Origin of the sequence: Pseudomonas bohemica, assembly GCF_002934685.1 — a bacterium.
GTDB classification, from domain to species: domain Bacteria; phylum Pseudomonadota; class Gammaproteobacteria; order Pseudomonadales; family Pseudomonadaceae; genus Aquipseudomonas; species Aquipseudomonas bohemica.
Window position 1 is genome coordinate 1 of sequence record NZ_NKHL01000021.1, and the last position, 361, is coordinate 361.

Sequence of the window (361 nt, forward strand, 5' to 3'; positions counted from 1 at the left end):
TTGCTGATGACAAATCGGCAATCTGCCCTGGGTCAATTTTCAATCGGCAGGGTGGGTCAGTTTTCAATCAGCGCCAACATTTTGCACTCCATCGCTCGATTATCCGAGATAAGGATTCGCCGATCACAGCCGAAGTTGTTACTCGATCCATGAACCCTTTTTCGAAACCGCGAGCCTTGGCCCGGCGCAGGCATTGCCAAAATGTTTTTGTTGGATTGTTGAGCACGAAGGCCCAGTGAAGGAACGCCCAGCCCACAACGAAAATCACGATCCCTAAAATGTCCCTAGGTTTTGTACGAAAAGTATTGCCGCATACAACGTAGGCTGCAGGCCAGCGTGACCATGGCTGCGTAGCTCTTGG

Annotated in this window: 1 protein-coding gene; it reads right to left on the reverse strand. The window is 51.0% G+C overall.

All coding sequences use genetic code 11. The features are described 5' to 3' along the window. Positions 1-67 precede the first annotated feature (67 nt). A partial coding sequence (locus CE491_RS30515; RefSeq protein WP_234407449.1) for a hypothetical protein occupies positions 68-361 on the reverse strand: 294 nt, incomplete at its 5' end.